Source organism: Streptomyces sp. A0592, assembly GCF_004795115.1.
GTDB lineage: Bacteria > Actinomycetota > Actinomycetes > Streptomycetales > Streptomycetaceae > Streptomyces > Streptomyces erythrochromogenes.
On record NZ_SSBM01000035.1, the window covers coordinates 25,035 to 50,974 of the forward strand.

19 protein-coding genes and 1 pseudogene are annotated in these 25,940 nt (G+C 75.1%); 9 read left to right on the forward strand and 11 right to left on the reverse strand.

The features are described from left to right. Positions 1 to 2: 2 nt before the first annotated feature. Positions 3 to 638 (forward strand): TetR/AcrR family transcriptional regulator, encoded by a 636-nt coding sequence (locus E6U81_RS32305; RefSeq protein ID WP_240804140.1) that lies wholly within the window; start codon positions 3 to 5, stop codon positions 636 to 638. A gap of 23 nt (positions 639 to 661) precedes the next feature. Here the strand turns inward: E6U81_RS32305 and E6U81_RS32310 are convergent, their stop codons facing one another. From E6U81_RS32310 to E6U81_RS32320, 3 genes are all read right to left on the reverse strand, one after another. Beyond that, a complete protein-coding gene (locus E6U81_RS32310; protein ID WP_136233576.1) occupies positions 662 to 1,408 on the reverse strand; it encodes a DUF2993 domain-containing protein in 747 nt (248 codons plus the stop codon). Positions 1,409 to 1,416: 8 nt separating this feature from the next. Next, entirely contained in the window at positions 1,417 to 3,666 is a 2,250-nt protein-coding gene (locus E6U81_RS32315) for an MMPL family transporter (RefSeq protein ID WP_136233577.1), read from the reverse strand. A 75-nt stretch (positions 3,667 to 3,741) separates the two neighbouring features. Then, on the reverse strand, positions 3,742 to 5,289 hold the full coding sequence (locus E6U81_RS32320) for an alpha/beta hydrolase (RefSeq protein WP_240804142.1): 1,548 nt from the start codon (positions 5,287 to 5,289) through the stop codon (positions 3,742 to 3,744). A gap of 502 nt (positions 5,290 to 5,791) precedes the next feature. On the opposite strand from E6U81_RS32320, the gene E6U81_RS32325 reads away from it, so the two are divergent. From E6U81_RS32325 to E6U81_RS32335, 3 genes are all read left to right on the forward strand, one after another. Next, positions 5,792 to 6,919, forward strand: coding sequence for an ATP-binding protein (locus E6U81_RS32325; protein ID WP_136233578.1), 1,128 nt, complete (start codon positions 5,792 to 5,794; stop codon positions 6,917 to 6,919). Next, complete coding sequence (locus tag E6U81_RS32330) at positions 6,907 to 7,584, forward strand: response regulator transcription factor (RefSeq protein ID WP_136233579.1); 678 nt, start codon at positions 6,907 to 6,909, stop codon at positions 7,582 to 7,584. The genes E6U81_RS32325 and E6U81_RS32330 overlap by 13 nt, the downstream gene beginning before the upstream one ends. A gap of 104 nt (positions 7,585 to 7,688) precedes the next feature. Then, positions 7,689 to 10,760: an AAA family ATPase gene (locus E6U81_RS32335; RefSeq protein ID WP_136233580.1), complete on the forward strand. Its 3,072-nt coding sequence runs from the start codon at positions 7,689 to 7,691 to the stop codon at positions 10,758 to 10,760. Here E6U81_RS32335 and E6U81_RS32340 read toward each other — a convergent pair. Beyond that, positions 10,664 to 13,192, reverse strand: coding sequence for a protein kinase/lanthionine synthetase C family protein (locus E6U81_RS32340; protein WP_136233581.1), 2,529 nt, complete (start codon positions 13,190 to 13,192; stop codon positions 10,664 to 10,666). The genes E6U81_RS32335 and E6U81_RS32340 overlap by 97 nt on opposite strands. A gap of 478 nt (positions 13,193 to 13,670) precedes the next feature. Here E6U81_RS32340 and E6U81_RS32345 point away from each other — a divergent pair, with 478 nt between their 5' ends. Further along, complete coding sequence (locus tag E6U81_RS32345; RefSeq protein WP_136233582.1) at positions 13,671 to 14,663, forward strand: serine/threonine-protein kinase; 993 nt, start codon at positions 13,671 to 13,673, stop codon at positions 14,661 to 14,663. 57 nt (positions 14,664 to 14,720) lie between these two features. On the opposite strand, the gene E6U81_RS32350 is transcribed toward E6U81_RS32345, so the two are convergent. Continuing rightward, positions 14,721 to 17,162, reverse strand: a complete 2,442-nt coding sequence (locus E6U81_RS32350; RefSeq protein ID WP_136233583.1) for a SpoIIE family protein phosphatase — start codon at positions 17,160 to 17,162, stop codon at positions 14,721 to 14,723. A 374-nt stretch (positions 17,163 to 17,536) separates the two neighbouring features. On the opposite strand from E6U81_RS32350, the gene E6U81_RS32355 reads away from it, so the two are divergent. Further along, the gene (locus E6U81_RS32355) at positions 17,537 to 17,782 is read left to right on the forward strand and encodes a hypothetical protein (RefSeq protein WP_136233584.1); all 246 of its coding nucleotides are present in this window, start codon (positions 17,537 to 17,539) and stop codon (positions 17,780 to 17,782) included. 11 nt (positions 17,783 to 17,793) lie between these two features. Here the strand turns inward: E6U81_RS32355 and E6U81_RS40620 are convergent, their stop codons facing one another. From E6U81_RS40620 to E6U81_RS32370, 4 genes are all read right to left on the reverse strand, one after another. Continuing rightward, entirely contained in the window at positions 17,794 to 18,012 is a 219-nt protein-coding gene (locus tag E6U81_RS40620; protein WP_206310072.1) for a hypothetical protein, read from the reverse strand. Then, positions 18,003 to 18,614, reverse strand: coding sequence for a hypothetical protein (locus tag E6U81_RS32360; protein WP_206310073.1), 612 nt, complete (start codon positions 18,612 to 18,614; stop codon positions 18,003 to 18,005). Before E6U81_RS32360 ends, E6U81_RS40620 begins: the two co-directional genes overlap by 10 nt. Then, positions 18,611 to 19,828 (reverse strand): FAD-dependent oxidoreductase, encoded by a 1,218-nt coding sequence (locus E6U81_RS32365; protein WP_136233585.1) that lies wholly within the window; start codon positions 19,826 to 19,828, stop codon positions 18,611 to 18,613. Before E6U81_RS32365 ends, E6U81_RS32360 begins: the two co-directional genes overlap by 4 nt. Before the next feature lie 143 nt (positions 19,829 to 19,971). Further along, entirely contained in the window at positions 19,972 to 21,057 is a 1,086-nt protein-coding gene (locus E6U81_RS32370) for a helix-turn-helix domain-containing protein (RefSeq protein ID WP_136233586.1), read from the reverse strand. Positions 21,058 to 21,156: 99 nt separating this feature from the next. Here E6U81_RS32370 and E6U81_RS32375 point away from each other — a divergent pair, with 99 nt between their 5' ends. The 3 genes and pseudogenes from E6U81_RS32375 to E6U81_RS32385 all read left to right on the forward strand — a co-directional run bounded on the left by E6U81_RS32375 (position 21,157) and on the right by E6U81_RS32385 (position 23,989). Beyond that, positions 21,157 to 22,374: an MFS transporter gene (locus E6U81_RS32375; protein ID WP_136233587.1), complete on the forward strand. Its 1,218-nt coding sequence runs from the start codon at positions 21,157 to 21,159 to the stop codon at positions 22,372 to 22,374. Positions 22,375 to 22,380: 6 nt separating this feature from the next. Beyond that, a pseudogene (locus E6U81_RS41355) lies at positions 22,381 to 22,617 on the forward strand (MBL fold metallo-hydrolase); the annotation flags it as partial. 136 nt (positions 22,618 to 22,753) lie between these two features. Continuing rightward, positions 22,754 to 23,989, forward strand: a complete 1,236-nt coding sequence (locus E6U81_RS32385; protein ID WP_136233588.1) for a molybdopterin molybdotransferase MoeA — start codon at positions 22,754 to 22,756, stop codon at positions 23,987 to 23,989. On the opposite strand, the gene E6U81_RS32390 is transcribed toward E6U81_RS32385, so the two are convergent. Both E6U81_RS32390 and galK read right to left on the reverse strand, forming a co-directional pair. Further along, positions 23,976 to 24,713, reverse strand: coding sequence for a VOC family protein (locus E6U81_RS32390; protein WP_136233589.1), 738 nt, complete (start codon positions 24,711 to 24,713; stop codon positions 23,976 to 23,978). The genes E6U81_RS32385 and E6U81_RS32390 overlap by 14 nt on opposite strands. Positions 24,714 to 24,767: 54 nt before the next feature. Then, positions 24,768 to 25,901, reverse strand: a complete 1,134-nt coding sequence (gene galK / locus E6U81_RS32395) for a galactokinase (RefSeq protein WP_240804143.1) — start codon at positions 25,899 to 25,901, stop codon at positions 24,768 to 24,770. Positions 25,902 to 25,940 lie beyond the last annotated feature (39 nt).

Below are 25,940 nucleotides of genomic sequence, written 5' to 3' on the forward strand. Positions count from 1 at the left end.
CGGTGGCGGAGGCGGACGACCGGGTGCCCGGCCCGGCGCCGGTACGGGTGGACGGACGGACCGAGCGCGGACGCCGCACCCGGGACAAGATCGTGGACGCCCTGCTCGACCTGCTCGACGAGGGCGTGGTGGAGTTCCCGGCCGACCGGGTCGCCGAACGCGCGGGAGTCTCCCGCCGGTTGGTCTTCCACCACTTCGCCGACATGTCCGAACTGGTGGACCTCGCCATCACCCGGCGTCTGGAGCAACTGGCCGAGCAGATCAGGCCGTTGCCCGATACCGGGCCCCGCCGGGTCCGGGTGGCGGCGCTCGCCGAACAGCGGGCGCGGATCCTGGAGTGGATCACCCCGGCGCGGCTGACGCTGATGCGGATCGACCATCCCTCGCCGCGCATCCAGCAGGTCACGGACGAGGCGTTCGCGGACGCCCGGCGCCGTGTCTCCGAGATCTTCGCGGAGGAGCTCGGCCGCCTGGACGAGAGCCGGGCGGCCGAACTCCTCGACGGTCTGGACGCCGTCACCACGTGGGGCGCATGGAACCACTGGCGCTCCGGTGGCAAGAGCCCGCAGCAGGCGCGCGCGGCGATGGAGGCCACCGTGCTGAACCTGCTGGCGGCGGGCGACCACCCGGGCGGCTGACCGCCGGGCCGGAGGGCTCCGGCTCAGGCCGGGGTGACGTCCTCGGCCCGCGCGGTCACCGTCACGCCGTCCGCGCCCACCGACACCCCCGACGGCCGCAGTCCGAGCGGCAGTTCGGGCAGGTTCCGGGTCTGCCGGGCGAGCGCCTGCGCGATGAGCGGACTGTTGGGATCCATGGCCCGGCCGGCCACGGAGGCGGCCGTCGGGCGCAGTGACACGACCCCGTCGTGGAGTTCGACCCCCGCCGTCAGCACCACGGGCGCGCCCAGCACGCTGCGCCGGATGAGCAGTTGGCCGTTGCCGGCGTCGGAGACCAGAGTGTCGCCGTCCGGTCCCGCTCCCAGTGAGGAGTAGGGGGCGGTGAAGCGGGCCGACGCCGAGTCCGCCCGGTAGCCGTCGCCCTCGCGGGAGACGTTGTCGAAGGTGACGTCGGCCTTGACCGGGCTGCCGCGGTCGGTCTTCGCGTCGGCCCGCACCCGTACCTCGGGGTAGGTCTCGCGGGCGGCCTGGAGGAGGAACGGCAGACCCTCGATGGAGACGTCCGGGCGCCCCGCGAGGTTCGTCTGCCGCTGGCTGATCCGGTCCGCGAGCCGCTCCTCGGCCAGGCCGCGGGCGACCGAGTCGGTGACGGGCACCGCGAGCAGCAGTACGGCAGCCGTGCCGGCCGCGATCAGGGCGCGGCGGCGCCGTGGGCGGGCCGGGCGGGCGGCGGGCCCGGCCGGACGGCGGCCCGCGGTGTCGCCGGGGCGGGGGGTGGTGCGGGGCTGCATGGGGAACCTCACCGGGTGGGAAGGGGGCTGGTGGTGTCGGCCTGGCCGGCTTCGGGCGCGGTGAGGCCCTCGGGTCCGTCGGCCGGCAGGGTGTGGGAGCTGCCCTCGATGTCGAGTTCGGGCAGGATCCGGTCGAGGCGCCGGGGGAGCCACCAGCCGCGGTCCCCGAGCAGCGCCATGGTGGTGGGCACCAGCAGGCCGCGCACGACGGTGACGTCGAGGGCGACGGCCGCGGCGAGCCCCGTGCCGAACATCTTCACCACGGGGTCGTCCGAGAGCAGGTACGCGAGGAAGACGCTCACCATGATCAGTGCGGCGGAGGTGATGATCCTGCCGGTGGAGGCGAGGCCCGCGACGACCGCCTGCCGGCTGTTCCCGCTCGCCAGCCACTTCTCGCGCACCGAGGTCAGGAGGAATACCTCGTAGTCCATGGAGAGCCCGAACAGGACGGCGAACATCAGCAGCGGTACGTAGCCGGGCACGGGCACCGGCCCTTCCAGCCCGATGAGCTGCGCGCCCCAGCCCCACTGGAACACCGCGGTGAGCACCCCGTACGCGGCGGCCACCGACAGCAGGTTCAGCACGGCGGCCTTCAGCGCGAGGAGCGGGGAGCGGAAGGCGGCCAGGAGCAGCAGTGCGGCCACGAGCACCACGGTCCCGATCACGGCGGGCAGCCGGTCCGCGAGGCGGTCGTTGAGATCGGTGACCGCGGCCGCGGCTCCGCCGACGTGGGCGCTTCCCGCGGAACCGGCGGTGGCCGCCGGCAGCGTGTCCGCGCGCAGGGTGTCGACCAGTCGGGCGGTCGCGGGGTCACCGGGGGCCGTGGCGGGCGTGACCTGCCAGCGGACGGTGCGGCCGTCCGGGGTGAGCTGGGCCGGGCTCACCGAGGCCACGCCGGGTGTGCCGGCCAGCGCGGTGGAGACCTTGGCGACGCGGGCGTCCTGCGGGCCGGCGGCGGGCGTCGCCAGGGTGTCGGTCACCTGGAGCGGGCCGTTGACGCCGGGCCCGAACGCGTCCGAGAGCTGCTCGTAGGCGGTGCGGCTGGCGGAGCCGGCGGGCTTGTCGCCGGCGTCGAGCTGGCCGAACGACAGCTGGGTGGCGGGTGTGGCGAGCAGCAGGAGCAGGGCGAGGCCGGCGAGCAGGTGGCGCCAGGGGCGGGCCGTGACGCGCTCGGCGATCCGCTGCCAGCCGCGGCCCGCGGGGGCGGGCGCGTCCGGCCCGTCCTGCGCGGGGGCGCCCTCCTCCCGGGCGGCGCCGAGGAACCGGGCCAGCAGGCTCAGCAGGGCGGGCAGCAGGGTCAGGGTCGCGGCCACGGCGACGAGCACCGCGACCGCGGGCGCCAGCGCCAGGGCGCGCAGCAGCGGCAGCCCGCCCAGCGCGAGCCCGGCCAGCGCGGCGATCACGGCGCATCCGGCGAAGGCGGAGGCCTTCCCGGCGGTGGCCGTGGCCAGGGCGGCGGCCTCGGCGGCCGCCACACCCCGGCCGCGGAACTCCCGGAACCGGGTGAGGCAGAACAGCGTGTAGTCGATGCCCACGCCGAGGCCGATCATCGCGGCGATGGTGGTGCCGGAGGACGGCATGTCCATGAGGTGTCCGGCCAGGCCGATGGCGGCCAGCGACGCGATCAGTCCGGTGACGCCGATGACCAGGGGGAGCCCGGCCGCGGCCGCCTTCCGGAAGCCGATGAAGAGGATCACGGCGGCGGCCGCGAGTCCGATCAGCTCGCTGTGTCCGGTGTCCGGCCGGTCCACGGCGGCCGCCAGGTCGCCGCCCGGGGTGACCTCGACACCGGCCGCTTCGGCCGGTCCGGCCGCGTCGGTGATCTGCTCCGACAGTTCGGGGGTGATGTCGCGGCCGGTGACGTCGAGGCCGACGGAGAGGTAGGCCGTGTGTCCGTCCCTGCTCATCGCGGCGGCGCCGGCCGGTTCGTACGGCGAGGTGACGCTCACGACGTGGGGCACCTCGGCGATCGCCCGGGCGCTGCGCTCGACTGCGTCCCGGGCGCTCCCGCCGGTCAGGGCCGGGCCGTCGGGTCCGGTGTGCAGCACGAGCGGCTGGTTGCCGGACGCGGGGCCGGGGAAGGCCGTCGCCGCCGTGTCGAGGGCGGCCTGGCTGTCACTGCCCGGGATGGTCACCGCCTCGCTGGTCACGCGTCCGTACGCCATGACGGCGCCGCCGAGCACGAGGAGCAGCAGCAGCCAGGCTCCGATCACCCGTTTCGGCCGACGGGCGCACCAGCGCCCCATCGTCAGGAACATCCGGGCCCTCCATGATCCGATAAACATGTTGCACTCACCGTGCAGCTTTACGCTTGCACTTGGAGTGCAAGAATGTCAATCGGAGCTGGCGGAAGAAGGAGCGGCGCCGCAGGTCCGGTCCGCCTCCGGCAGCCTTCCGGTGGCCAGGTAGGCGTTGACCCCCTCGTCCACGCAGTCATTGCCGTACTCGCCGTAGAGCCCGTGCCGGTTGGCGTTCCGCAGGGTGATCAGCTTCGAGCTCGGCAGCAGCTCGTGGAGCCCGACGCTGCTGCGGTACGTGGTGCGGGGATCCCCGGTGGCCGCGACGATCAGCACGGCGGCGTCCCGGCGGACCCGGGTGAGCTCCTCGCGCGGCCGGTCCCAGAAGGCGCACGGGTTGATGTTGTTGGTGAGCGGCCCGAACAGCGGGTGCGCGGCCCGGCTGCGCTCGACGTCGCGCCAATAGACCTCGGGATCGCGCGGGGCGCCGACGTCCCCGCAGATGATCGCCGCCTGCACGCCGCCCGTCGCCGCCTGCTCACCGGTCAGGGCGTACCGCAGCAGTCGGGCGAAGTCCGGCGACAGCGGCGCGGGCCTGCCCTGCGCCGCCTTCGCCAGCGCCGACACCTGCTCGGCGAGGGCGGTCCGCGCCGTGTCGGTGTCGTCCGCGATCCCCATGAAGAGGATCAGGGGTACCTGGGTGTCGTCGAGCCGGAAGACGTCGGGGGCGGCGCCGACGGCCAGCGGTCCCCGCGCCGACGCCGCGACGATCCCCTCGACGGTGGCGAGGACCTCGGCGCGGGTGCGGCCCAGCCCGTGGGCCTCGTGGCGGCCGGCGGCCCAGGCGGCCCAGTCCGAGAGCGCCCGTTCGTTCTCGGGCTCGGCGCCCTGCATCAGCCGGGCCTTGTAGTCGCCGGGGGCCACGGCCCCGTCGAGGACGACCCGGTCGTAGCGGCCGGGGAACATCTGCGTGTAGACCGTGCCCAGGTAGGTGCCGTAGGAGTAGCCCAGGTAGGAGATCTTCCGTTCGCCGAGGGCGCCGCGGATGACGTCCATGTCGCGGGCTGTGTTGCGGGTGCTGATGTGCGGCAGCACCGAGGCGCCGGCGGCCCGGCACTTGTCGGCCAGGTCCTTCTGGAGGGCGACCTGGCGGTCGAAGCCGGCCCGGCCGGAGCCTGCCGAGAACCACGCCGTGCCGACCGGCCAGCCGCAGTCCAGCGGGGTGCTGCGGCCGACGAAGCGCGGGTCGAAGCCGACGATGTCGTAGCGCGCGCCGACCTCCTTCATCGCCTTGCGGACGTGCGGCGGGGACTCGACGGCGGTGCCGCCGGGGCCGCCGTTGTTGAGGAGGACGGCGCCGATGCGCCGGCGGGTGTCGGTGGCCTTGAGCCGGGAGACCGCGACGGTGATCGTGCGGCCGCGGGGGTCCGCGTAGTCCAGTGGGACGCTCACGTCGGCGCAGCTCACGCCCGCCCGGTCCAGGTCGCGGCCCGCCGTGTCGTCCGGGCCCTTCACGCAGCTGCCCCAGTCGAGGCGCTGGCGGTGGTAGCGGTCGAGTCCGTCGCCGGCCCCCTGCGCGGCGGCGTACGCGGCCGGACCGGGCGGCGCCGCCGCGTACGCCGCCGGGGCGCAGGCGGCCACCACGGTCGCGGCCAGGGCCGGCGCGACCGCGTACCACCGGCCGCGCCCGGGCCGCCGCCCCGGTCCCAAGGGCGCGCCCCTACCGCCGTGTTGTCCAGGTGTCATGTGCGTGTGGGTCATACACGTGGACGCTAGGCGCGGCGGAGGTGCTCGCTCACTACGGCTGTCCCCCGAACCGGAGTACGGCTCTCCCCACCGCCCGCCCGTCCCGTGCGGGAGCTGCACAGACACGTACGGCGGGGCGCGCGTGCGCCCGGACGGTACGCGTTGCAGGCCACCTGAAATCGGCCTCGGCGGCTGCCGACCGTCCGGGACGCACCTTTCTGGCGTGCACCTGCTGGGGCAAAATGCCTGGTGTCACTGGCAATTGCGGGCTTCGCGGCACATCCGTCCCCTCCGGCACACCCCCTGGGACCCCGCGCTGCCCACGACTTGGGGAGGAGTGGTCCCGGCGTTGCAGTCCTTACCGTTACACCGCATACGGGCACTGCGCGGAACGACCGCCGTGGGGTCGGGGACGCACCGGGCCCAGTCCTTCCTGATCGTGGCCACCCTGCTGTACCGGGGCAGCCACCTCACGGTCGCCGTCATGGCCGTCGCCCACCGCCCGTGGCACCTGCCCCTGCAGCACCTGGGCCTCGCCGCGGCCCTGGGCCTCAGCGTGCTGACCTACGGCACGGCCCTGCGCCGCGGCCGGTTCGACCGGCGGCACATCTGGGCCGACGTCATCGTGACCGGATGCGTCCTGCCCCTGGCCCTGTGCGCCTGGGGAGGCGTGCGCGAACCCCCCACCATCGCCTGGGCGATGCTGCTCGGAGGATCGGCGAGCGCCGCCGCTGCCATCGCCCTCGACCGCCTCCACGCCCTCACCGTCGTGGCGCTCCTCGTCGTGACCCACTTCATCGGCTACCAGGCCGTCGGCGCGACCCCCGCCGTCGTCGTCGGCCACCTCAACTCGATCGTGTCGTCCGCCCTGATGACCTACGCCTTCCGCTGGTACCTGCTCCGCCAGGGCCGCCTCCTCGACGAGGCCAACGCCCGCGCGCTGGCCGCCGAAGCGCACAAGGCGCGCTACGCCGAACGCCTCGAACACCACCGCGCCCTCCACGACACCGTCCTCGCCACCCTGACCACCCTGGCGGCCGGCACCGTCGACGCCAACGCCCCCGAGGTACGCGGGCGGTGCGCCCGCGAGGCCGCCTATCTGCGCCGCCTGATCCAGCAGACCGCCGACGAGGTCCCCCACCGGGAGATCGGCGAGGCCCTGGAGGAGGCCGTCGGATCCGTGGAGAGCCTCGGACTGCGGGTCACCGCCCAGTACCACGCCCTGCCGCAGGTACCGCCCGAGGTCGCCGCCGCCCTGGGCCACGCCGCCCGGGAAGCCCTCAACAACGTCCGCAGGCACGCCGGCACGGGCCACGCCTACCTCACCGCCACCGCCGACCCGGACGGAAGCGGCGCAGCCGTCGTCACCGTGGTCGACCGGGGCCCCGGATTCGACCCGGCCCGGTGCGAGCCCGGCCTCGGCCTGCGCGGCTCGGTCCACGGCCGGATGACCGAGGCGGGCGGCCGCGCCACCGTGGACACCGCCCCCGGCGAGGGAGTGCGCGTGGAGCTCAGATGGCCCGGGTGATCACGGTGGCGGTGGTCGACGACGACCGGATGCTCCGCGACGGACTGCGGGCCTGGCTCGGCGACGTACCGGACCTGCGCCTCGTCGCGACCGCCGCCACCGTCGGCGAACTCCTCGCGGACCCCTGCCGTTCCCGCGCCGCCGACGGCCCCGAAGGCACGGCCCCGCCCCCGGCCGACGTCGTCCTCCTCGACCTCGTCCTGCGGGACGGCTCGGACCCCGCCGACAACATCCGCCGGGTGCTGCGCACCGGGAGCCGCGTCCTCATGATCAGCACCGTGCCCGACCGCTCCCGGATCATCGAGGCGATCCGGGCCGGCGCCGACGGATACCTGACCAAGGACCACGACCTGCCGACACTGGTCGCCGCCGTCAAGGACCTCGCGGAGGGCCGGGGCGCCCTCTCCACGGAACTCGCCTTCGCCTGCGCCTACGACGACAGCCCCGCCCGCCCCCGGCTCTCCCCCCGGGAACGGCAGATCCTGCTCGACTACGCGTCCGGCATGACCCTCAAGTCCGCCGCCCGGCGCGCGGGCATCACCGTCCACACGGCCAAGGACTACCTGGACCGCGTCAAGGCCAAGTACCAGCAGGCCGGCCGCCCCACCTACACCAAACTCGACCTCGCCCTGCGGGTACGGGAGGACAGCCTCGACGGGGGCTGAGCCCGGCGCAAGCCCCCCAAACGGACGGCTACAGGGGGCACCCGAACCCCCGTACCGTCGACCCGGCGGTGTCCCGGACGGCCCGCCGGGAAGGGGAGGAGCCGGTGACCGCACTCCGGCCGACACGGCCCGCACGGCCGACCGAAGAACGCACCGCCACCGCCACGGGCCACGTGCGCGGCCCGTACCGCGGGCGCGCCCGCATGATCGGACGCACGGCCGAGACGGAGCGGATCACGGCCGCGCTCGCCGCCGCCCGGTCCGGGCGGGGCGGAGCCCTCTTCGTCACCGGCGAGCCCGGCATCGGCAAGACCCGGCTCGCCACCGCGGCCCTCGACGCGGCCGCCTCGGCGGACATGGTCGCCGTACGCGGGCGGGCCAGCACCGTCGGCCCGCCCGTCCCCTACCGGCCGCTCGTCGAGGCGCTGCTCCTGCTCGCCCGCGCCGGCCGGCTGCCCGACCCCGGCGAACTGGGCGTCTACGGACCCGTCATGGCACGCCTCCTGAGCGACACCCCGGAACCCGGCGGGCGGGCCGCCCCGCACATCGCGGTCGCCGAGACCGTGCTCCGCCTGCTCGGCGCCGTGGGCCGGCAACGGGGCTGCCTGCTCGTCCTCGACGACCTGCACGACGCCGACGCCGGCACCCTGGCCGTCGCCGAGTACCTCCTCGACAACATCGGGCAACAGCCCGCCGTCCTCCTGCTCGTCGCGGGCCGCACCCCCCGCGCCGCCACCGAGCTGGCCCTGCGCGCCCACCAGCGGGAAGCGGCGGAGATCCTCGACCTGAACCCCCTGACCCACCCCGACGTGCGCCTCCTCGTCGCGGCCGAGCTGGACGTCGCACCGGCGGAGGTCTGCCCCGACCTCCTCCACCGCGCGGTGACCGGCAGCGCCGGAATCCCCTTCGTCGTCAAGGAACTCGTCCACGACCACGCCGCCCGCCCCGCCCACCGCGGCGGTCGGACCCCCTCCGTCCCCTCCACCGTCGCCGACGACGTCAGGCGCCGCACCGAAGCGCTCGGGCCCCTGGGCGCGCGGTTCCTGGGCACGGCAGCCCTGTTCGGCCGGCGTTTCCCCCTGCCGGTGCTGGAGCGCGCGATCGGCGTCGACCACACGGCCCTGTCCGAGGTCCTGCGCGCCGCCCTCGCCTCCTGCCTCATCACGCCGGACGGGCCCGGAACCCAGTGGTACGCCTTCCGCCACCCGCTGGTGGGCGAGGCGCTCCTCGACGACCTCGGGCCGGGCGAGCGCGCACGGCACGCGCGGCGCGCCGCGCGCGCACTCGCCCACCTCCACCCGGGACTGCCCGGAAACTGGCGCGCGCACGCCGCCCGGCTGCACGAGCACGCGGGCCAAGCACACGAAGCCGTCCGCCTGTACTGCGAAGCGGCGCAGCGGGCGATGGACGAGGCCGCCCCGGACCGGCCCCTGGACCGCGCCCCGGAACTGCTCACCCGGGCCCACGCCCTCCTCGAACCCGGCACCGCGCCCGAACTGCACGCCACGGTGCTCGAACTGCTGCTGGACACCGCCGCCCGGTCGGCCCGCCTCGACCGGTTGCCCGACCCGCCCGCCCTCGACCACGGCCTCCCCGCCGCGCGACGGGCCGGGATCCACGCCCGGCTCGGCGCCGTCGCCACCCTCACCGGGCGTCCCGCCGAAGCCCTGCGCCACCTCGACACCGCCCGCACGCTGCTCCCCGGCCACCCCGCGGACGGCCCCACCGCCCTCGTGGACCTCGCCGCCGCCCACGCCGAGCTGGGCAGGCTCGCCCCCGACCGGCTGCACACCGCCGCCCGGCTCGCCCGCCGGGCGCTGGACGCCGCCCTCGCCGACGACCGGCCGGAAGTGGCGTGCGGAGCCCTCCTGCTGCTCGGCCAACTCGCCCGGTCCGAGGACGAGCCCGCGGCGACGGCCCACTTCGAGCGGGCCCGCGCGATCGCCCTCGCCCACCGGCTCCCCGTTCCGCGCGCGGCCGCAGAGGTGCAGCTGGCCGTCACCGCGGCGGGCCACGACGAGCACCCGACCCGCCTGGAGCAGGCCCGGCAGGACGCCCACCGCAGGGGCCTGCTGCCGTCGGCGCACGAGGCGGGCTTCGCCCTCGCCATCGAGCGGATCCGCCGGTGCGCCTTCGACGAGGCCCGCGACGGGATCATCGAGGGCGCTGCCGAGGCGTCCACGCTCGGACTGGGCCGGTCCCTCGCCCTGCTCCGGCTCGCCGACGCCGTACGGTACGCCCACCAGGGACGCCGCGCCGAGATGAGCGGGGCGCTGGAAAGGCTGGAGCCGCTCCTGGACGCCGCACCCGGCCTGCGCGCCATGGCGTACGGGTCGGCCCGGGCCTTCTGCTCGCTGCTGGAGGAGCGGCACGACGCCGCCGAGGCGGAGTTCGCGCAGGCACTGGCCCACGACACCGAGAACCCGTCCACCGCGGACTTCGGCCGGCACGGCATCGCCGTCCTGCTCGGCGTACTGGCCGGACGCATGGGCCGCGGGCACTGCCCCGGCATCGCGGAGGCCGGCGCCGCCGGCACCCGCTGGAACCGCCAGTTCGCGGGCCTCGCCCACGCCGTGCTCCTCGGCGGCGAGGGGCACCGCGAGCAGGCGACGGCCGTCGCCGCCGAGGCGCTGGCAGCGGGCGGCCCGTACCCCCTGGCCCGCCGCCTGGGCATGCGGCTGGTGGCCCGCCGGGCGTACGAGGACGGCTGGGGCGCGCCGGTCGAGTGGCTGCGGGAGGCCGAGGAGTACTTCCACGGCGCCGGCCTCCACCCGGTCGCCGCCGCCGGCCGGGCCCTGCTGCGCGGTATGGGCGCGTCCGTCCGGCAACGGCGCACGGGCACCGAGCAGGTGCCGCCGGACCTGCGCAGGTCCGGCATCACCGTCCGGGAGTTCGAGGTGGCCCGGCTGGTCGCGGAACGGATCAGCAACAAGGACATCGCCGGCCGGCTGCACATCTCCCTGCGGACCGTCGAGAAGCACGTGGCGAACGTCCTCCACAAGACCGGCCACCCGAACCGCCGCGCCTTCGCCACCGCCTCCCTCGACCTCGTCCGGACACGCGGCGGCCGTCCAGCCGGTCAGGGCGGCCCCACCTCGTCCAGCAGGAAGTCGGCCGGGCCGCCGGAGCCGGCGCGGTGGAGCACCCGCAGCACACCCGCCGAACCGGTCAGGTAATCGGTGGAACAGCGCAGCAGGCCCTCACCGGGCACCGCCAGCAGGGGCCGCCCGTCCGCACCCGCCAGACCGAAGCGTTCGGCGGGTGCGAAGAGGAAGACCCGCCGGACGAAGTCGAGCTGCCGCAGCGCCGTGTCGCGGTAGGCGGGGTCTCCGGTGAACTGCGCCGCGTCCAGCAGCGCGTCGGCGATCCCGCACATTCCGGTCGCGTATCCCGGCCGCGCCGAGTACCGGAGGGCCAGGCCCCGCAGGACGTGGCGGGCCGCGGCGAGGTCCCCGTAGCGCAGCAGCACCTTCGCCACGCCCGCCGAGCCCGACTCGACGGACGGACCCGTGCCCCCCTCCTCGCCGCCCGCCGCGGCGCGGGCCGTCTCCCAGGCGAGCGCCTCCCGTCCGAGGGCCAGGTGGTGCTCCTCGCCCGAGATCTGGTGCATCCGCAGCAGGAACATCGCGACGCCCGCCTGCCCGGAGCCCAGGCCGGTCAGCGGCCCCCGCGCGCCGGACCCGGTCAGCCAGTACGCCTGGCCCTCGTCGCGCTGCGCGGTGTCGGACAGCGCACGGGCGCAGTGCTGCGCCGCAGCGAGGTCGCGAGGGTCGTGGCTGCGCAGGAAGAAGTGCAGGTTCGTCATGCCCACCCCGGCCAGGCCGTGGTGGAAGGTGTGGTCGCCCCTCTCCACCACGCGCCGGTTGGCCCGGTCGAGCAGTTCCCTGGCCGCTGACCCGAGCCCGAGCGAGTCGGCCGCCCAGGCGATGCCGGCCAGGCCGTTCATGAGGCCGTCCGGGTACTGCGCCGGGTCGATCCCCGCCAGCTCGGCGCGCAGCCAGTCGCGCCAGGCGGGCCGGACGGGCACACCGGAGGAGTGCAGCGCCCACAGGACGCCGCTCGCCCCGGATCCGAGCCCGAGCGGGTTCGTGACGTGCGCGAACGGGTCCACGGGGAAGAGGGTGCTCCGGCCGGTGTCGGCGGAGGCCTCGACGAACGCGGCCACCGCGGAGGCCGCCGCCACCGCTCCGCCCGGCTCCGGCCGCTCCTCGACGGCCGGACGCGAGGGCGTCGCCCCGACCGGGCCGAGCGGCTCCGCCTCGTCCTCCAGCACGTCGAGCAGGCCGACGAGGCCGATCCGTCCCCGGGCCAGGTCCACGAGCAGCCGGTGCACCCGCTCGGGCCAGCCCAGACCCTCCACGACGAAGATCCGGTACAGGTCCAGGAAGTCCTCGCGCAGGTACGACATCGCCGTGACCGGGAGGACGAGGTCCGCCATCACGCAGGCCAGGGCGTACCGGTCCCCGGCCTCGGTCGCGCCGCTGCCCACGGAGCCGCTCGCGGAAGCGCTCCCGGACCCGCCTCCGGTCAGCCGGCACGACTCCAGGCCGACGATGGTCACCTCGTGGGTGTCCGGGGCGACGAGGACGTCCGGGGCGGTGAAGCCGCCGAGGACCACACCCCGGTCGTGCGCCGCCCGGACCGCACGGGCGAGCCCGCGGAAGACGGCCAGGAAGGTCCGCAGGTACTCCCGCGACCGCTCGGCGTCGAAGTCCGGCCGCGCGAGCGGGCTGCGTGCGAGCAGCAGCGGGCCGAGGCCGGTGCCTTCGACGAACTCCATGGCGATGTAGTGGTGTTCGCCGTGCTGGAACTTCGCGACGGGAGCCGGGTAGGAGCCCGCGGCGGCCAGCAGGTTCAGGAACATCCACTCGCGGCCGAGGCGGTCCACGGCGTCCTGGCGGGCCTCCTTCAGCAGCACCTTCCGGTCGTCGTGCGCGGTGTCCTCGGCGGTGTGGACGCTGCCGTCGTGGGAGGACCGGATCGTGTCGGTCACCCGGAACCGCCCGCCGAGCAGACCGTCCCCCGCGTCCTCGTCGGCGGGCTTCCAGTCGTCGAACGGCCAGGGCGCCCAGTCGGGTGCGGGCGGCAGCCGGCGCCCGAGGACGTCGACGGCACGGGCGTCGCGGAACGGGCCGTAGCGCAGGTACAGCGCCTTGCTGTCCCGGTAGCGCACGTCCGACGGGACGTACGGGCCCTCCACCCCGTCCAGGAGGGGGGCCAGGCCGGCCAGGCAGCTCCGGAAATCCTCGACGTCGTGCGGGTAGACGGTGGCGAGCCGGCCGCCGCCCCGCATCGTGAAGACTGTGGGATCCAGGGCGATCTCGAAGTCGGTGCCGCGGGCCGTCAGGTGCCCGACCACCGACGCGGCGACCTCGCGCACCTGCCGGTGCCCCGCCGAGATGTGGATCTTCCAGCCCTGCTCGGGCGGGGCCGGGTCGTGCCGGTGGCTCCACCGGAGGCCGCGGCGGACGAACCGCGCGCGCGTCGCCGCGTCGAACCCGGCGAGGAAGTGGTCGGCGTCCGGCTCGTGGAAGGCGTCGAGAGGGTCGAAGAACAGAGTGTCGTTCCACGTGAAGAGGGAGCGGTGGACCCATCGTCCGTTGCGCATCTGAGCTGTCAGCCTCTGTGATCGTCCGCGGGGCCGCCGCCGGCAGCGGCCGGCGGGAAACGACGGGATCCGGGCGGGGGCACGGGGGAGCGCCCCCGCACGGATCCGTCGGGTCAGTTCGGGTATCCCGGGCCGCGCTGCGTCCTGCGGGCCTCCGTGTTCTGGGGCTTGAGTACGCTCACCCGGTTCACCTCCTAGAAGGGTCGAATGCGCGGGATGCGCGGCTGGACTCGGACTGGCGCCGGCCGATCGGCACCTCCGACTCAACGCCATCCGCGCCCCCCGCGCATGGGCGCCGGCCGCCCCCATTCCCGACCGGCACCACCCATCGCCCCACCGCACCGCCACCGTCCGAATGGTGGTGGTGCTCGCCCTGCCGCCGCGGACCGCGCTGTGGTAGCGGAGGCGTGCGCGGGTTTGCCGCCGGGCGTCCGGTGGGACCACTGGATAGAATTCCTGCTGAGGAAGGGGGCGCCTGATGGGCGCGGACCTGAGCCAGTACACGGGCCGGCCCTCCGGGCTGGTCGGGCAGCAGATCGCCGGATACAAGATCGAGCGCATGATCGGCCGGGGTGGCATGGCCGTCGTCTACTGCGCCAAGGACCTGCGCCTGGACCGCACGGTCGCGATCAAGCTGATCGCCCCCGAGCGGGCCCGCGACGACACCTTCCGGCGCCGCTTCACCCACGAGTCGAGGGTGGCCGCCTCGATCGAGCACCCCCACATCGTGCCGATCTTCGAGGCGGGCGAGACCGACGGCGTCCTCTACATCGCCATGCGGTACGTCCCCGGGCTGGACCTGCGCGGACTGCTGGACCGGGAGGGGCCGCTGCCCGTCACCACGGCCCTGCGGATCGCCGCCCAGGTGGCCTCCGCCCTGGACGCCGCCCACGACCACGAGCTGGTGCACCGGGACGTCAAACCCGGAAACATCCTGGTCGCGGCGGGGCCCGACCGGGACCACCCGGAGCACATCTACCTCACGGACTTCGGCCTGACGAAGAAGTCCCTGTCGCTGAGCGGGTTCACCACGGCGGGGGAGTTCGTCGGCACGCTCGACTACATGGCTCCCGAGCAGATCTCCGGCCGGCCGGTGGACGGCAGGTGCGACCTGTACAGCCTGGCCTGCGTCGTCTACGAGACCCTCGCCGGCGGGCCGCCCTTCGTGCGCGAGGAGGACGCGGCGCTGCTGTGGGCGCACCAGTACGACCCGCCGACTCCGCTGACCGAACGGAGGCCGGACATCGCCCCCGCCGCCGACGAGGTCTTCGCGAAGGCCCTGGCGAAGGTTCCCGAGGACCGGTACGGCTCCTGCCTGGAGTTCGTCGCGGCCCTGCGGGTCGCCACCCGGGACGGCCCCCGGACGGAGCAGCGGCCCCGGCGCAGCCGGGAGGAGACCGCACCGCCTCCGGAGCCCCCGCAGTGGGCCCTGCCGGTGTTCCGCACCCCGGCGGACCGGCCACAGCACTAGATCCGGTCCCGCGGTCCCGCCCCCGTACGCCCCCCAGGGGGCCGGGCCCGGACGCCCTCAGAAGCCGAGGAGCGACTGCTCCGCCCAGATCGTCTTGCCGACCGGAGCGTGCCGGGTGCCCCAGCGCTGGGCGAGCTGCGCCACCAGCAGCAGGCCCCGCCCGCCCTCGTCGAAGGTCCGGGCCCGCCGCATGTGCGGTGCCGTGCTGCTCGCGTCGGAGACCTCGCAGATCAGCGTGTCCTTCTCGTGGATCAGCCGCAGCTGGATGGGCGGCTCGCCGTACCGGATCGCATTGGTGACCAGCTCGCTGACCAGCAGTTCGGTGACGAACGAGGCCTCCTCCAGCCCCCACTGCGCCAACTGGTCCGTGGTCTGCCGACGGGCCTGGGAGACGTCGGACGGATCGGAGGTCAGGTCCCACACGACGACCTTGTCGGCGTGCAGGGCCCGTGTCCGCGCGACCAGCAGGGCCACGTCGTCATCGGGGCGGTGCGTCAGCAGGGCCGTCAGGACCCGGTCGCAGACCGTGTCGAGGGTGGAGGCGGGCTGGGCGAGCGCGGCGAACATCGTGTCCAGCGCCTCGTCGATGTCCCGCTCGCGGGGCTGCAGCAGCCCGTCGGTGTAGAGGGTCAGCACGCTGCCCTCGGGAAGGTCCACGTCGAGCGTCTCGAAGGGCAGGCCGCCCAGGCCCAGAGGCGGGCCCGCCGGGACGTCGAGGAGGTACACGGAGCCCTCCGGGGAGACCACCGCCGGCGGCGGGTGCCCGGCCCGGGCGAGCGTGCAGTGCCGGGTGACGGGGTCGTAGACCACGTACAGGCAGGTCGTACCGATGCCCCCGGCGCTCTCGTCGACCGCCTCCCGGCCGCCCTCGTCCGCGGACAGGTGGATGATCAGGTCGTCGAGGTGGGTGAGCAGTTCGTCGGGCGGCAGGTCGACATCGGCCAGCGTGCGCACCGCGGTGCGCAGCCGCCCCATGGTCGCGGAGGCACGGATGCCGTGGCCGACGACATCGCCCACGACCAGGGCCACCCGGGCGCCCGACAGCGGGATCACGTCGAACCAGTCGCCGCCGACGCCCGCCTCCGTACCGGCCGGCAGGTAGCGGGAGGCCGTCTCCAGCGCCGGGTGGTCGGGCAGTGTCTGCGGGAGCAGGCTGCGCTGCAGCGTCATGGTGCTGGTGTGTTCCCGGGCGGACCGGTGCGCGCCGTGGATGCTCGCCGCCGCCCGGCCCGTGAGCTCCTCGGCCAGGCTCAGGTCCTGCGGAAGGAACGGCTCCCGGCTCTGGCGGCGGCCGAAGACGGCCACACCGAGGCTGACGCCGTCGGAGTGCATCGGCACCACCAGCATCGAATGGGTCCCGTGCGCACCCAGCCAGGCGGCCGCCGGGTCCTGCGCCATCCACTGGGCGACCGCCGGGGCAGTCGTCGCGTACACCGCGCCACGACCCGAGGCCAGGCATTGCGCGGGCGGCGACAGCGGTGGATAGACGGCCGTCTCGCCGACCGCGACCCGCCCCTCGGAACTCCCCTCGACGGCAGAGCGCACGGCCGTACGGCACACGGTGACCGGCCCCGACGGCGGGCCGGAGGCGTGGTCGTTGCCCCGCGGAAGCGGTTCGATCAGGTCGACGACCGCGAAGTCGGCGATCCGGGGGACGGCCACGTCGGCCAGTTCCTGCGCGGTGCGCGTGCTGTCCTCGGTGGTCCCGATCCGCGCACCGGCGGCGTCCGGCACGAACATCTGCTGCTTCTCGACCTCGGCCCCGGTCCGGTCGTGCGCGGCGAGGCACACGGCGCGCACCCGGCCGTCCGGATCCCGCAGCGGGGCCACCGAGGTCGCCCAGCCGTGCTCCGCGCTGACGCCCGTGGCACGGACGAAGGCCTCCATGTGCTGGGGCTCGCCGGTCTCCAGCGCCAGGCGCATCCTCTGCTCGGTCTCCTCGCTCACCGGGTCCGGGGCGATCTCCGGCAGGCGCAGCCCGGCCATCTCGGACTCCGTGAGGGACAGCGTGCGCTCCATGCCCGCGTTCGCCCGTACCAGCCGCAGGTCCGCGTCGAAGACCGCCAGAAAGCAGGGGGACTGGGAGAACGACCACTCGTGCAGCGGATCACCCCACGAGGAGCCGTCACCGCCCCGCCCGGCCGCCACCGCGGACACCACGTACCACTTGGTGGCGCCGCCGGTGGAGGTCCGGCGGTGCGCGAGCAGCCCCTGCTCGAGACGGCTGCCGTCCCGGTGCCGCAGCGCCACGGTCCCGCTCCACCGCTCCTGCTCGGGCGGGATCCGGCGCGCAGCGTCGCCGACCGCATCGGCCAGCAGGAACTCGGCGGACCGCCCCACCACCTCGGTGGACGCGTAGCCGAGCAGCCGGGCGGCACCTTCACCCCACTCGATGACGACGCCCTGCTCGTCGACGGCGGCCGTCGCCGTGTACGCGGGCTCCTGGCCGGCATCGGTCTGCTCCGGCCACTCACCGGGAGAGGTGGGAAGTTGCTCCATCGCCGCTCATCTCGCCCTCGCTAGATCCGTCGCTGCTGTCCCACGGGACCTGCACGGCCAGGGGCCCCACTGACAAGCATCGTCCGGCGGGGCAAGGAGCACCAACGCAGTGCTGCCAGCAGGGCCGGGTGCGCCAGGACGAGGGCCCTGTCGGGGCGGGGGAGGGGCCGTAGTCCCGGCCATTCGTCACTTGACAGAAGACGGAAAGGAGGGCTCGTGTCCGGCGCGGGAGCATGTAACAAGACCGGTCAAGGGCGTCAAGTCACGCCTTCACGCGGCGTGACGCCCGCGCGCGAGCGGGGTGTATTTGACGTACGCCTTCCCCGGGAAAATCCGGGAGGCTGCCCTGTCGGACGGAGAATCGGAGAATCGTCGTGTTCGAGCATTCCTGGATCGCCGGTGTCGCTCTGGCCGGCGCCTCCGTGGTGCTGGTGGGCAGCGGTATCGGCCTGCTGGCGACCTCGATGGCTGCCCCCACCACCGCCCCGCGGCCGGCCGTTCTGATCCTTCCCCAGGAAGGCGCGGGCGCCCTTCACACGGGCTATTCCACCGTGACGGTGCAGAAGCCGGATTTCGACGAGCGGCTGAAGGGGAGCCCTGAGGCGAAGCCCGGAAAATGAGGAGGCGGCATTCAGATCGCCGCGGGGATGTGGCGGGCCGCCGCGAGTCCGGCCAGCGTCCGAAGCCGCGCGAAATACGCGGCGCAGTACTCCTCGTCGATCAGGGGCACGGCCTTGTCGAGGGCGGCGATGCACGCCCAGAGCACGGCTGTGCGGTGGCCGTCGAGTCCTTTCGTCAGCTCCGTGTGCAGGAGGCCGGCGACGTCGGCGTCCAGGAGGATCAGCTCCACTCCCGCGACGGACACCCCGCGGAAGCCGTCGGGGAACAGAGCGCGCCTGTGTTCTTCGTACAGCCGGGCCAGCCGGTCTCCGCGCTCCGCTTCCTCGGGGACGGGCGGGCCGAGGAGCAGGGAGACGGCGTCGAAGACGGCGCGCACCGGGCGACGGCCCTGATCGGGGTCACGGCGGCGCTCGACCTCGCACCCCGCGTGAGCCCGTCGCGCAGCAGGCGGCAGTCGTCGAGGTCCGCGGCGAGTCCGGCCGAGAAGAGCCCGTCCTCGGCGGCCCGCCCGATCAACTCCCCCAGGGGCCCGTCCGACCCAAGCCGCTCGGCGAGCACGTGCTCCAGGGCGAACAGGGACTGTGCGACGGCGACGGTGGCGAACTCGTACCGGTAGTACGAGTACCGGATGAGCTCGCGGGAGGTCTCCAGCGCGCTCATCACGTACATCGACGCGTTGCCCGGAACGACCAGCCCGGCGGTTAGCGCCCGCATCGCCGCGAAGTCCGGAGCGGTGCCCCAGCTACGGGGGTCCGGTGTCGGCAGGTCCGGCACCTGCAGGTCCGGTGCGGGCAGGGGGAGCGGGCCGGGCGCCGGGGGCATGCTGTTCACCGGAGCAGTTTTGCCGTCCGCAGGCCGTCCGTGCCAGTGGTTTCCGGGGCCGCAGCGAGGAGTTCACGCCGCTTGCTGCCGCCCGAGACGCGGTGGAGACCGTACGAGCCGGGCTCCCGGGCCTCGCCGGCCAGGTGCTTGGCGATGCCCTGGCAGATGAACTCCTTGAGCTTCGCACCGGGGCGGCCGGCGATGTGGAAGCGGACCGCGACGTCGTGGCGGCGGGCGAACTGGAAGATGCCCGCGCGGCGGCCGAGGCTGATGCACTGGCCCGCGAACACCGCGTTGAGGGGGGCGGGCCGCTCGCCCGCGATCCGGCTGAGCACCGTGTCGGCGGCCCGCGCGCCCAGCGGGATCGCCGCCTGGCAGCTCATCCGCAGTGGCAGGTCCGAGGGGGCCGCCGAGTCGCCGGCCGCGATGATGCGGTCGTCGTCCACGCTGGTCAGCGTCTCGTCGGTGAGCAGGCGCCCCACGGCGTCGGTGCTCAGCCCGCTGCGTGCGGCCAGGTCCGGCACGCCGAAGCCGGCCGTCCAGACGGTCACGTCGCTGGGCAGTTCGCGGCCGTCACTCAGACGCACGGCGTCACGGGTCACGGCCGTGACCTTCGCGCCCGGCCCTTCCACCACGGTCACATCGAGCGCGGCCAGCCGCCGGGCGACCGAGCGCCGGCCCCGGGCGTGCAGGTACGGGCCGAGCACCCCGCCGCAGACCAGGGTCACCGCCCGGCCCTGCTCCGCCAGTTCGGCGGCGGTCTCGATACCGGTCGGACCCGCCCCGACCACCGTCACCGCCGCCGTCGCGGGCGCGGCCACGAGCACCGGCCGCAGCCGCTGCGCCTCCTCCAGGCTGTTGATCGGGTAGGAGAACTCCGCGGCCCCCGGCACACCCGGGTCGGCGCTGCCGCTGCCCACGGCGTAGACCAGGTAGTCGTAGGCAGCCGTGCCGCCCGACGCCAGCGTCACGCGGCGCGCGGCCGCGTCGATCCCCGTCACGGAGTCGACCAGCAGGCGGACGCCCCGGCCCAGGACGTCCGCGTAGTCGATGACCGCCTCGCTGGATCCGCCTACCAGCTGGTGCAGCCGGATCCGCTCGACGAAGGACGGGCGCGGGTTGACCAGCGTCACGGTCACGTCGGCGCGCTGCGTCAGGCGGTTGGCGGCCATGACGCCGGCGTATCCGCCGCCGATCACGATGACTTCGGTGTTCTCGGTCATGGTGGGTTCCCCGTTCTCTCGTTGTCGGCTTCCGGGCACAAGACACCGGTGCCACCGCCGGTGTGACAGGGAGGGTGGCGTGACCTGCGCCACACTGTCCAGGTCCGTGCCTGCGCCCCGTCGGCGGCCCCGCCCGCGGCCGCTCAGCGCAGTACGGCCGCCAGCAGGTCGGCGCCCAGCGCCGTCAGGTCGGGAAGGTTGAGGGTGTAGCGGACGTAGCGGCCGCGCCGCCGGGCCGTGAGCAGGCCGGCGCGGCGCAGTACGGCGAGGTGACGGGACACCTCCGGCGGGGAGAGCTCCCAGGCGTGGGCCAGTTCCCGGGTGGTGTGCGGGCCGCGGGCCAGGGTGCGCAGCAGCCGCAGCCGTACCGGATGTGCGAGGGCCTCCAGCCGGAGCGTGACCGTCTCCAGCGACACCGGCTCCGACGGGTCCGGCTCCGCGACCGGGTACTGCACCACCGGCTGCCAGCCGGGGGCGTGCACCACTGCCAGGTGCGGGCCGCCGAAGGCGCTGGGGATGAAGGTGACTCCGGTGCCGTGGGCGGTGGTCGCCTTGTCCGGGAGCTTGTCCACGACGATGTGCTCGCCGTCCGGTGCCAAGGAGACCGCGCCGGAGACCGCGTCGAGAGCCGCACCCGTCCCGTGCCGCCTGAGCAGGTCGTTCTTCACGCGCAGGTCGGTGGCGAGCCGTACGGCGACATCCGCCCAGGCGGCGTCGAAGAAGGCCTCGGCGCACTGTTCGAGGGTGTCGCGCACGCGGGCCCGTACGGCGGACGGATCCGCGAGCAGCCGTGCCGCGAAGGCCTCCTGCCGTACCCCGCGGGCCTGGGCCAGATCCAGGGCGCGCTCCCGCGCGGCCCGGTCGGTCAGCGGCGAAGGCGCCCCGAACCGGACCCGGTTGCTGCCGCAGGTGGTGACGAGCGCCGCCGTCACGTACCTCTCGTCGTCGATCCGGTCCACATCGTCCAACTCCTCGGCGAGGGTCGGCCGGGGCCGGGCGGGGAGCAGGAAGTCGGCCTGTGAGGAACGCCAGAGGAAGTCCGCCTCCCGCAGGCGCTCGGCCAGCTCCGGTGGTATCCCGGCCCACACCTCACCGGCCCAGTCCGCGAGCTGCGGATGGTGCTCCGGCTCGGCCAGCACGTGCAGCATCGCGGTCAGTTCGGCCAGCGGGGAAGCGGCGAACCGCAGCCGTCCGGCCGGCAGGCCGCCGATGTCGATCCTCAACGTCACCCGCCCAGGATCTCCGACGGGACGGCCCTTCTCGTCAGCGGGTTGACGATGTCCGTCAACCCGCGTGCCCGGCCCGGCGGCCGACCGCAGGGTGACGCCATGGAAACCACCACCAGGATCCGGCCCCGCGCCCTGGTCCGGGCCTCCGGAGGCCCCCGCTATGCCGTCGCCCTTGTCGTGGACGCGCTCGGCACCGGCCTGCTGCGGCCCTTCCTGCTCCTCTACGGGGTGATGGTGCTGCGGCTTTCGGCTCCGGCGACCGGCATCGCCATGACGGCCGGCATCGTCGTCGGCCTGGTGTGCATGCCCTCGGTGGGCCGGTGGCTCGACCGGGGCGCACGCAGCACGGTCGTGGCGGCGTCGATGCTGGTGCGGGCCCTGGGAGTGGCGCTGCTGCTGGCCACCCCGGCCGGGCACGTCTGGCCGTTCGCGGGGGCGGCGCTGTTCCTCGGCATCGGCAACCAGGCCTGGCCGGCAGCCCACGCGGCGCTGGTCGCCACGGTCGCCCACGGCCGCGAACGCGACACCGCCCTCGCGGCGGGCCGCGCCCTGCGCAACGCGGGCCTGGGCGCGGGCGGGCTCCTCGCCACCGCCTGCCTGGCCGGCGGCGCCACGGCCCTCCAGGCGATGGCGGCCGCCACCGGGATCGCCTACCTCGCCGCGGCGGCCCTGGCATGGTCGGTCCACCTGCACGCGCGTCCCGCCGCCGCCCCGGCCGAGGGCGCTGCCGAGGGGCCCGCGCCCCGTATGCGCGCGCTGCTGGCCGCCAACGTGGTCTACGTCTTCTGTCTCAACGTCCCCGAGATCGCGCTCCCCCTGGTGCTGGTGACGCAACTGCACGCCTCCCCGGTGTGGTCGGCGGCCGTCTTCGTGGCCAACACGGTGCTCGTGGTCACCCTTCAGGTACCGGTCACCGTGTGGATGTCCCGCTTCCCCCGGCGGACCGTACTGGCCCTCGGCGGCGTGGTACTCGCCGTGTCCTACCTCGGGTTCCTCGCGGCCACCTCGCTGGGGGCCGGCTGGGGCGCCCCGGCCGTCGCTGCGGTGTCCGTGGTCTGCACCCTTGGCGAGATCGTCTATGCCGGCAGTGCCACGGCGCTGGTCACCGCCCTCGCCCCGGCCCACGCCCTCGGCCGGGTCCTCGCCCGCTTCGAGCTCTCCACCGGCTTCGGCCTCGCCGTCTCCCCGGCGGTCATCACCGCTCTCGCACCCCACGGCCCGGCGGCTCTCTGGGGCAGCCTCGCCGGTGCGACCCTCGTCTCCGCCTCCGCCGTCGCCACCGAGAAGGACCGCACCGAACACCTCAGCCGGAGGTGACGGCCCGGGCGGCGGCTGATCGCCTTCGGCGACGCCCTGCACTCGCCGATCCCAGTCGACCACCCCGAGTGGTCCTCGGGTTTCGACCATGACCCCGCCCGGACCGCCGAGCACCGCCGTCGCCTCGTCGCCGAGCTGGCCGAGCCCGGGACGATCGGCTTCGGCGTCCACGTCGCGGACGTGGTGTTCGGACGCGTCCGCAGGGACGGACGCGGTCCTGCCTGGCAGCCCCTCGACGCCTGACCCGGCCCGGAGCCCTGACGAGGCGGGCGGTCGGGCGGGTGACTCACACGGTCGCCACCTGTGCCGTGAGGGGTTCGGTGCGCCGCGGCAACCCTCCCGGCGGCGCCCCGAAACGCCGGGCGACGACAGTCGTCCCATGCCTCCCGCGACCGCGACCGCCGCCGCCACGCCCACCCTGCCCGTGCCCGTGCCCGTACCGGCCGCGCCACCGCGGCACCGGGAACTGCCCTGGGAGCGGGCCCGGACGCTCGCCCACGGGGCGCCGCGGCCGTCGGCAGCCCGTACGGTGCCGCTCGCGGACGCCGCCGGGCTCACGCTGGCCGAGGCCCTGCGCACCCCGCGGCCGCTGCCGGCCTTCGACACGGCCGCCATGGACGGCTACGCGGTGGCGGGTACCGGCCCCTGGCGGATCCGCGGAGCCGTCCGGGCGGGATCGGTGTGGGAGGGTGCGCTCGGCGCGGGGGAGTGCGCGGAGATCTCCACCGGAGCGCAGGTTCCGGCGGGAACGCACGCCGTACTCCCGGTGGAAGCGGCCCTGTCCGGCGCCGACGGCCTGGTCGCCGGACCCGTGATGCCGCCGGGCCGACACATCCGGCGGGCGGGCGAGGACGCCCCGGCCGGCAGCACTCTCGTCCCGGCGGGCACCCGGATCGGCCCGGCCCTGCTCGGGCTCGCCGCGTCGTGCGGCCACGACACCCTGCCGGTACGGCCCGCGCCCCGGATCCGGGTCCTGGTCACCGGCGACGAACTGGACCACGCGGGCCCGCCCGGTCCGGGACGGGTGCGTGACGCCCTCGGACCGGCCCTGCCCGCCCTGGTCGCCGTACTGGGCGGCGAGTGCCGCGGGGTACGGCACGTCCGCGACCGGCCGGCGGGGTCACTGGCCGCGGCCGTGCACGGCACACGGGACACCGAGGTCGTGGCGGTCACCGGCTCCACCTCCGCCGGCGCCACCGACCAGCTGCGCCGGCTGCTCGCCGAGGCCGGGGCCCGGATGGTCGTCGACACGGTCGCCTGCCGCCCCGGCCACCCGATGCTGCTCGCCGAACTCCCCTCCGGCCGCTGGGTGGTGGGACTGCCCGGGAATCCGTACGCGGCCCTGGTCGCCGCCCACACGCTCCTCGGCCCGCTCGTCGCGGGCCTCTGCGGCCGGGACCTCGACCCGCTGCCGCGCGTACCCGTGACGGGTTCCGTGCGGCCCGCCCCCGGACTGACCCGGCTGGTACCCGTCACCTGGGACGGCGCCGGCGTCCGCATCACCGCGGGCCACGGCTCCGCCTTCCTGCGGGGCGCCGCCGTCGGCGACGCCCTCGCCGCCCTCCCCCCGGACTGGACGGAGGGCGGCCCGGCCCCCCTGCTCAGCGCGGGCTGAGGAGGCAGAACTCGTTGCCCTCCGGGTCGGCCAGGATCGTCCAGGAGATCCCGGACTGGTCGATGCCGGGATCGGTGGCGCCCAGGGCGCGCAGTCGCGCCCCCTCCGCCGCCGGGTCGTCACCGCGGTAGGGGCTGATGTCGAGGTGGACGCGGTTCCACACCGTCTTGGTGTCGGGCGTGCGGACGAACTCCAGGTAGGGGCCCACCCCCTGGGCGGATCGCAGGCTCGCCTGGTCGTCGCCGACCTCGTGGAGCTTCCAGTCCATCGCCTCGTCCCAGAACCGGGCCATCGCCCGGGGGTCGGCGCAGTCCACCACCACCGCGGCGATCGGCCCGGTGTCCCGGTAGAGCGGACGGGGCTCCAGGACGCAGAACTCGTTGCCCTCCGGATCGGCCATGACCGTCCAGGGGACGTCGCCCTGACCGATGTCGGCGAGCGTCGCGCCCAAGTCCCGCAGACGCGAGACCAGTTGCGCCTGATGGGCGGCCGAGGTGGTGGCCAGGTCGAGGTGTACCCGGTTCTTCGCCGTCTTGGGCTCCGGGCGGGCGATGAGGTCGATGCAGACGGCCGAGGGATCGGGGTAGGAGAAGCCGACCGGCTCGAGGTTCGTCACGCCGGGTCCCTCGCTGTCGACACCCCACCCGAGTGCCTCCGCCCAGAACCGCCCGAGCGCGGAGTCGTCCAGGGCCTTCATGTTGATCTGCACAAGTCGTGTCGCCATGGTGCAGATCCTAGAAGAGCGCCCCCGGGCCCTTCCCGGCGCCGGGCGCGCCGGTCAGCCGATGCGGCGGGCCCCCGCCGACGGCACGGCCTCCAGTACGGCCGGGGCCCCGAAACCCGCCGCGGCGAAGGCGGCCGTCACGGCCGCGGCCACGGTCTCGGCGTCCGCGGCCGTGACCAGCGCGATCACGGAGCCGCCGAAGCCGCCGCCGGTCATCCGGGCGCCCAGGGCCCCCGCCCCGACGGCGGCCTCCACCGCGAGGTCGGTCTCCGGGCAGGAGACCCGGTAGTCGTCCCGCAGGGAGGCGTGCCCGGCCGTCAGCAGCGGCCCCAGAGCCTCCGGTTCGCCCGCCGCCAGCCGTGCGACGGCCCGCCCGACCCGGGCGTTCTCGGTGACCACGTGCCGGACCAGCGGCGCGAGCGCGTCGGGCAGCCCCGCCAGGGCGCCCGGCAGCTCCGACTCGGAGAGGTCCCGCAGGGCGGGCAGGCCCAGCAGGCCCGCCGCCCTCTCGCACCCCGCGCGCCGCGCCGCGTACGCCCCGTCGGCGAGGTCGTGCGCGACCCGGGTGTCGAGCACCAGCAGGCGCAGTCCGTGCCCGGTGAGGTCGAACGGGACCTGCCGGACCTCCAGGCTGCGGCTGTCGAGGTGCAGGGCGCCGCCCTCCGCGCAGCAGACCGAGGCCATCTGGTCCATGACTCCGCACGGCACGCCGGCGAAGGCGTTCTCGGCGTACTGGGCCAGGCGCGCCAGCTCGGGCCGCGAGAGCCGCAGCGCGTACAGCTCGTCGTAGGCCACGGCCACCGCGCACTCGAGGGCCGCGGAGGACGACAGGCCGGCGCCCGTGGGCACGGTGCTGTCCAGGTGCACGTCGGCGCCGCCCACGGGCAGGCCCCTCTCGCGCAGCGCCCAGACCACCCCGGCGGGGTAGCGGGCCCAGCCGCCGACCGCGCCGGGGACGAGGTCCGCCACCGCGAGCTCGGTGATCCGGCCGTCGCCCTGGGCGCTGTGCAGCCGCAGCAGCCCGTCCCCGCGGCGGCGGGCCGCCAGGACGGTGGTCTGCGGCAGCGCCATCGGGAGCGCGAAGCCGTCGTTGTAGTCGGTGTGCTCGCCGATGAGGTTGACCCGGCCCGGGGCGGCCCACACCCCGTCGGGGGCGCGGCCGTGGATCCGCTCGAACTCCCGGCGCACGGAGGCTGCTTGTGCCGCGGCCGCCGCTTCGGTCCCGCT

Coding starts and splice junctions, on each gene's coding strand:
- E6U81_RS32310 (WP_136233576.1), bottom strand. CDS start 1,408: ATGCAGCCCCGCACCACCCCCCGCCCCGGCGACACCGCGGGCCGCCGT.
- E6U81_RS32315 (WP_136233577.1), bottom strand. CDS start 3,666: ATGTTCCTGACGATGGGGCGCTGGTGCGCCCGTCGGCCGAAACGGGTG.
- E6U81_RS32330 (WP_136233579.1), top strand. CDS start 6,907: ATGGCCCGGGTGATCACGGTGGCGGTGGTCGACGACGACCGGATGCTC.
- E6U81_RS32340 (WP_136233581.1), bottom strand. CDS start 13,192: ATGCGCAACGGACGATGGGTCCACCGCTCCCTCTTCACGTGGAACGAC.
- E6U81_RS32345 (WP_136233582.1), top strand. CDS start 13,671: ATGGGCGCGGACCTGAGCCAGTACACGGGCCGGCCCTCCGGGCTGGTC.
- E6U81_RS32350 (WP_136233583.1), bottom strand. CDS start 17,162: ATGGAGCAACTTCCCACCTCTCCCGGTGAGTGGCCGGAGCAGACCGAT.
- E6U81_RS32365 (WP_136233585.1), bottom strand. CDS start 19,828: ATGACCGAGAACACCGAAGTCATCGTGATCGGCGGCGGATACGCCGGC.
- E6U81_RS32375 (WP_136233587.1), top strand. CDS start 21,157: ATGGAAACCACCACCAGGATCCGGCCCCGCGCCCTGGTCCGGGCCTCC.
- E6U81_RS32385 (WP_136233588.1), top strand. CDS start 22,754: ATGCCTCCCGCGACCGCGACCGCCGCCGCCACGCCCACCCTGCCCGTG.
- E6U81_RS32390 (WP_136233589.1), bottom strand. CDS start 24,713: ATGGCGACACGACTTGTGCAGATCAACATGAAGGCCCTGGACGACTCC.